Here is a 6,684-nt window from a genome sequence, read left to right as displayed (position 1 = left end):
GGGTACTCAACTATCTCATCCGGATCAAATGGTTCAAGTCTTCCGATTACCAGGTCATCCTCGGGAAATGGTCTGATATCCTTGAGGACCTTTCCATCTCCACCCCACCAGAATGAATGATTCTCGATTCTTTTCGCAGGCTCTATGTTATTCTGGTTGTGCTGTTGCTTGAACATAAAATAAGAATGCCATAGGTGGGCCATTGTCACTATCCATCCTTCTCTGTTCAACACAATGAATGATCCGCAATTTGCGACGACCTCTCCCGCTCCATTCCGCGTAAGTACCACTACCGGTCTTGTAAACTGGCTTGCAATTCTAAAAGCTTCTGAAAACATGTTGCACCTCCAATAGCATTCGCCGAATTTCTCATCTCTTCTAACTCTTGGACAGCATTTATAATCCATGCTGACAGTGAATTCTTCCCATTAGAATGGTAACACAACGTGGTTACTCGCCCCCGACTAATGAGGTACAATTTAGCTGAGCAATGATATCGGAATAGGAGTGATCTTTTGAAAGTAGCCTTTAGAACCTTTGGATGTCAGATGAATATCAACGATACAGAGGCAATGATGGGCGTTCTATCGAAAGCCGGTCACGAAATTGCTGCCAGTGAGGAAGAGGCTGACGCCGTCATCGTAAATACTTGCGCAGTTAGGGCAAAGTCCGAAGACAAGTTATACGGCAAACTCGGGCAGTTGAAAGCAGTGAAGAAGCGGAAAAAAAGACTTCTCGTAGGTGTCTGTGGATGTGTAGCGGAAAAGAATGCGCTAGAGTTACTCACTCACAAAGAGGTTGACTTTGTATTTGGGACTCGTGCAATCACTAGAGTAGATGAACTGCTCGGCAGAGCGGAGTCAGGTGAGAGATTCATTGAGATGGGTGATTTCATCGACGAACTCGATTCAGATACTCCTAGAATCAGGACAAGCATGCATCATGCATGGATAACCATAATATTCGGATGCAACAAGTTCTGCTCATACTGCATAGTACCTACACGAGAGGGAGGGAAAAGAGCAGAAATATGAATGATATACTTTCGGAAGCGAGAGGACTTGCCGAAAATGGTTACAGAGAAATCACCTATCTCGGACAGAATGTGGACTCATATGGAAAGGATCTCGAAGATGGTTCTTCCCTTGCAAAACTGATTAGAGAGACTACTGAGATAAACGGGATTGAGAGAATCTGGTTCTTGACATCATATCCCAGGGATTTCAGTGACGAACTAATAGATGTGATAGCATCCTCGGAAAAAGTGTCTCGTGCGATTCATCTGCCGGTTCAATCTGGAAGCAACAGAGTTCTGAAAGATATGAATAGAGGTTACACGAGGGAATATTATCTAGATCTAATTGGCCGGGTGAAAAACAAGATTAAAGGTGCTTCTCTCAGTACCGATTTGATTATCGGGTTTCCCGGAGAGACTGAAAAAGAGTACGAAGAGACAGTGTCGCTAGTAAAGGAAGTTAGGTTTGAGCGCGTCAATCTCGCGATGTATTCGCCAAGAGAAGGCACCCTCTCTGCAAAGAAGATGGAAGATGATGTGCCTCCAGAAGTTAAGACGAAAAGATTAAACGATCTCCTTGCAATTCAGAAACACATTAACAGGGAAGAGAACGAAAAGTATCTTAATGAAACAATCGATGTGATTGGAGAAGGAAAGGTGAAAGGGAACGGCAAAATCTACGGAAGAACAATTAACAACAAGATAGTAATATACGAGGCTGAGCCTGATCTGATCGGTCAACCTGTTAAGATCAGAATAGAAAGGGTATCCGCAGGACCTTTATATGGAGTGATGGTCAAATAGACATGAGGAGGGGAAACCGAGGTTAGATGTCGGTGGTCCGTGGCAATAAGAACAGGGAAATCGCTGTCAGTTGAAAAGTTCTACGAAAAGAGAGAGCAAGATGCTGAAACAAGTTCAGCATGACGGAATTCTCGACATAGAACCGAAAACCTGGACGTGCAGCGACTAGCGGGTTCTTGCTCTTAAGCGTGAAGCGGATCTTTCGAGGGACAGGTTCATGATCCTTGACGAAGGACAGTTTCTTGAGGATGGCGGAATGTGACGTTATCGTAATCACAAAACACTGTCATCCCGGACTTGATCCGGGATCTGGGTTCTTGAGAAATCGTGGTTGCGGGTCGCAGGTCGGTGGTAGGAAGAGTGGGGAAATCAATGTGCATTGAAAAGTTCTACGTTCTCAGAAAAGAACGGTTGCAAGTTCCAAGATGCAAGTTGCAAGAAGAAGAAAGAAGACCTTTTTCTAAAGGCGATGAAGTAAGTACGTTACTGACATTCAACAGAAGAGCGGGATTCTGAATCAAGTTCAGAATGACGGAATTAATACCGGGTCTCGGATCTGGGGTTTAGGGTCTGGCAATCGAAACGGCCCAGTACCTTCACCAATTATCAGTGCTAATGAAGACGTCATCCCGGGCTTGACCCGGGATCTGGGCTTATGAGAAACGTGATCCGTGGTAGCAGGTGGCGGGTTCGTAAGAGCAAGAGAAACTGGTTGATTGTTGAGCGGTTCTCCGTTATCCGAAAAGACTATGGGCGACTAGAAAGAAACGTCGGGATTCTGAATCAAGTTCAGAATGACTGTATGTAACGTTTTCGGAGAACCCCCCGGGATGCTGAAACAAGTTCAGCATGACAGGATGTGACGTTATTGCAATCACAAAACACTGTCATCCCGGACTTGATCCGGGATCTGGGTTTTTGAGAAATCGTGGTTGCGGGTTGCATGTCGGTGGTAGGAAGAGTGGGGAAATCAATGTCCATTGAAAAGTTCTTCCAAAAGAGAGAGCTGGATGCTGAAACAAGTTCAGCATGACGGAATTCTCGACAAAGAACCGAAAACTTGGATGCGCAGCGACCAGCGGTTTTTTGTTCTTAAGCGTGCAGCGGCTCTTTCGAAGGACGGGTATACGACCTTGGGCGAAGGACCAAGGACGGCTTCTGATTCAGCATGACGGAATGTGACTTTCTCGCAATCGTCTAACACTGTCATCCCGGACTTGATCCGGGATCTGGGCTTTGCTCGAAGGACGGGTAAGAACTTTTGGAGTTCATATTCTTGATGGAGTCGGTAGTCCTTCTTGAAGCTTGCACCTTGCAGAACATGTAGTTGAATAGAATCGCTGCCGGCGAGCGCTGTATATGGGAGGTTCATATATGAAAGTACTCGGTCTCGTAGTTGAATACAACCCCTTTCACTATGGACATCTCTACCACCTCGAGAAGTCAAAAGACCTTGTGAAGCCCGATGTGACCGTTGCGGTGATGAGCGGAAACTTCGTCCAGCGAGGCGAACCGGCCATCGTCGAGAAGTTTGCAAGAGCGAAAGCGGCCCTAAAGCAGGGTATCGATCTCGTTGTTGAGCTTCCTGTGGTCTATTCTTTGCAGGATGCTGGTGGATTTGCCACGGGAGCTATCTGGACTCTTGACCACATTGGAGTGACGGACATAGTTTTCGGCAGCGAAACAGATGATACGGAACTGCTGAAAAAAGTTTCGAAAATCCTAATCGAAGAACCGGAATACTATAGAGATCTACTTAAAAAGCATTTGAAGAAGGGCCACTCGTTCCCCAACGCAAGGAAGTACGCCCTCAGGGATTTCATACATATTGAAGATAAAAATCTTTCTCACAGAATAGAAGAGATTGGTTCGTCCAACAATATCCTTGGCGTCGAATATCTAAGGGCAATTAACAAGATTGGCAGCAAGATCGCACCTCTCTCGATCAAGAGAGTGGGCTCTTCTTATACGGATGAAGAACACAGAGGCAAGTTCTCATCGGCAACGGCAATAAGAAAACTCATTCAGAAAGGCGACATTGAAAGCGCTTCTCAAGCTATCCCCAAAGAGCCGTTTGACATAATCTTGCAGGAAATCAGAAGCGGAAGAGGTCCTGTATTCAAGGAGGACGTAGAATCGTTTTTCATCTCATTTTACAGACTTTTGTCAAGGGACGACTATAATAGGTATTACGGATTCGTTGAAGGCCTGGATGCGAGATTTCGAGAGTGTTCCCTTTCAGGAAGCCTTGAAGAGTTTCTCCACTGCGTCAAGTCGAAGCGGTTTACTCTGTCCAGAATAAGAAGACTTATGTATTATCCCGTCTTCAGATTCACCGATAATCTTATAAGAAAAAGCAACGAATTCGGCCCCCAATACATTCGAGTACTGGGCTTCAATGAAAAGGGAAGAAATCATCTTTCGAACATCAAACACTCAATGAAGATTCCAATAATAACTACGGCTTCTTTGTGGAGAAAAGTCGTAGATGGAGCACTGAAGAAAGAAATGAAAATAGATGCAGATCTTTTAGAGGCTCAGCTGGAAAGGGATTTTGCAGCCGTTAGATTCTACGCAAGCCTTTTCAAATATCCCGAAAGCAGATCGAGATGCTCCGACCTATTATCGAGAGTCATATACAACGAGGAGGACTCTTAACCAGTGCTTATCCAGGTTGCGATATCGAATTCCCCACTATATGACACATATACTTATATGACTGATTCTCCAGTCGAACCTGGAGAAAGGGTTGAAGTGAACTTTTCGGGACGCAACACTGTGGGTTACGTTGTATCGCTGGAAGGTAAGACTGGGAGATACAGGATAAAGAGTATAAACAAGAGATTGGACGGTAGGCCATTTCTCTCATCTAAGGATCTCGAACTGGCGGAGTTCGTCATGAAAGAATATATCGCGCCTCCTGGAAAGGTCTTCGATCTCTTCTTCCCGCCTGGAAAACTCCTATCTGTAGATGACTTTGTCGTGCCGCTTTCCGACGAGCTGGGATTCTCTCCAACCAAGAAAGATAAGTTTATTAAGCAATATGGAGAGGAAAAACTTACAGAGCTTCTTTCATTGCGTGACGTCAAGATCATGCATAGCTTCGAAAGGAGAACTCCGAAAAAACGCAAAATTAGACGCATATCACTCTCTTTGAAAACAGACCTTTTGAAGCAGAACCTTACTCCACTCTGGCAAACGATAGTCGATTATCTTCTTTCAGTTGAATCTGCCGAAGTTTCCGAACTTGAAAAAAAGCTGCAGCTCAAAAGCAGAAGCCCCATTGAAACCTTGATTTCTAAGGGAATTCTAACTGAAGAGGAGACGGAAGAAGACGATTCTCACTGGGTGATTCCCGCAGTGACGGAACTTAACGGTAAGCAGAAAGAGGTCTACAAGAGCATAATGGAGAGCGGATCGAAAGCCTTTCTGCTACACGGACTTACCGGGACGGGAAAAACTGAAGTCTATTTCAAAGTCATGGAATACTTGTTGAACAAGGGCAAGCAGATCTTGTATCTAGTCCCTGAAGTCTCACTAACGCCACAGCTTCTCGCGAGAATAAGAGGTGCTTTTCCAGGCAGAGATGTAAGACAATACCACAGCTATATGGCTAAAGGCTTGAGACAGCAAATATGGCTAGACGCAGTTGAAGGAAATGTTGACATCCTTGTCGGTACTAGAAGTTCACTTTGGGTACCGATGAAGAACACCGGTCTAATAGTCGTTGACGAAGAGCATGACACAAGTTTCTATCAGCAGAGCGTGCCTTACTATGATGGAGTCGAAGCCGCTATGAAGAAGGCCGAGCTGTTGAATGTTCCCATAATTCTTGGCTCGGCAACTCCAAGAGTGAGTCACTATCACTTGACGGAATCTGGAAAACTGATTCTTCTCAGCCTCACCGAAAGACCCGTCGGTTCCTTCCCAATAATTGAGCTTATCGATATGAAGGAAGAAAAGAATCCCATAATCAGCAAGAGGGCTCTTGAAGAGATTAAGAAAACGATTGCGGCAGGGAAGCAGGTCTTCGTCTTCGTTCATAGAAAGGGCTATTCAAATTACGTTGTTTGCTTTACGTGCGGAAATACGATTACCTGTCCACACTGTTCGGTTTCAATGACCTACCATAAGGCCGACAATTCACTGAAGTGTCATTACTGCGGTTACAAAGAGCCGATTCCAAAGACCTGTCCCAGCTGCGGATCAATGACGCTTTCTGCAAGGGGCTTTGGAACGGAGAGAGTCGAACACGATCTTCAAAAATACTTCCCTTCCGTGAAGATTATGCGGATGGACCGGGAGACTATCGATAACCCAGTGGCTTATGAAAAAGCCCTTCTTGAGATCTCAAAGAAGGAGTCTCAGATAATCGTTGGAACAAAGATGATCACAAAAGGTCTTGACTTCCCAGACGTTGAAATGGTTCTCGTGGTCGATGCAGACAGACTGATGAGTTTCCCGAGTTACGATAGTCCCGAAACTGCATTCCAGCACATATCTCAAGTCAGCGGACGCTCCGGCAGAGCCGGCATAGGGAAAGCCTTCATTCAGAGTTTTAACCCGAAGAACAGGATAATCAAAGCGGCATTCGAGAGAGACTACGAAGCCTTCTACAAAGATGAGATAGCTCTCAGGAAGGAGCTAAACAATCCGCCATTCGCTAAGATCGCAGAGATCATATGCTACGGAGATACGGAAGACAAGAGCGGTGAGCTGGCAGAGAGGATTCTAAGTGAAGTCAAAGCAGAAAAACTCGATACAATAGAGGTCTTCGGCCCTCTCACACCAGTGCTTTCGAAACTTAAGAACTCGTACAGAATGAAGATAACGATAAAACTTCCTTCAGATAGTGATTGCGGATT

At 45.2% G+C, this 6,684-nt stretch carries 2 protein-coding genes and 2 pseudogenes; 3 read left to right on the top strand and 1 reads right to left on the bottom strand.

Annotated elements, in window-relative coordinates; translation table 11 throughout:
• Nucleotides 1-338: pseudogene (locus BG32_RS11885) on the bottom strand (serine protease); the annotation flags it as partial.
• 177 nt (nt 339-515) lie between these two features.
• Between BG32_RS11885 and miaB the strand changes: the two are divergent.
• The 3 genes and pseudogenes from miaB to priA form a co-directional block, all read left to right on the top strand.
• Nucleotides 516-1,819, top strand: a pseudogene (miaB, locus tag BG32_RS17190) (tRNA (N6-isopentenyl adenosine(37)-C2)-methylthiotransferase MiaB).
• Between the two features lie 1,374 nt (nt 1,820-3,193).
• Nucleotides 3,194-4,477, top strand: coding sequence for a nucleotidyltransferase (locus BG32_RS11870; RefSeq protein WP_121526890.1), 1,284 nt, complete (start codon nt 3,194-3,196; stop codon nt 4,475-4,477).
• A gap of 3 nt (nt 4,478-4,480) precedes the next feature.
• Nucleotides 4,481-6,684 (top strand): primosomal protein N' (gene priA, locus BG32_RS11865; RefSeq protein ID WP_121526889.1); only part of this gene is annotated, 2,204 nt, incomplete at its 3' end.

Origin of the sequence: Mesotoga sp. HF07.pep.5.2.highcov (assembly GCF_003666285.1) — a bacterium.
GTDB lineage: Bacteria > Thermotogota > Thermotogae > Petrotogales > Kosmotogaceae > Mesotoga > Mesotoga prima.
The sequence above is the reverse complement of the archived record's forward strand: the minus strand, read 5'-3'. Positions and strand labels throughout refer to the sequence as shown.

Excerpts from the sequence above, each read along its gene's own strand:
- BG32_RS11870 (WP_121526890.1), top strand. The coding sequence starts at position 3,194 with ATGAAAGTACTCGGTCTCGTAGTTGAATACAACCCCTTTCACTATGGA.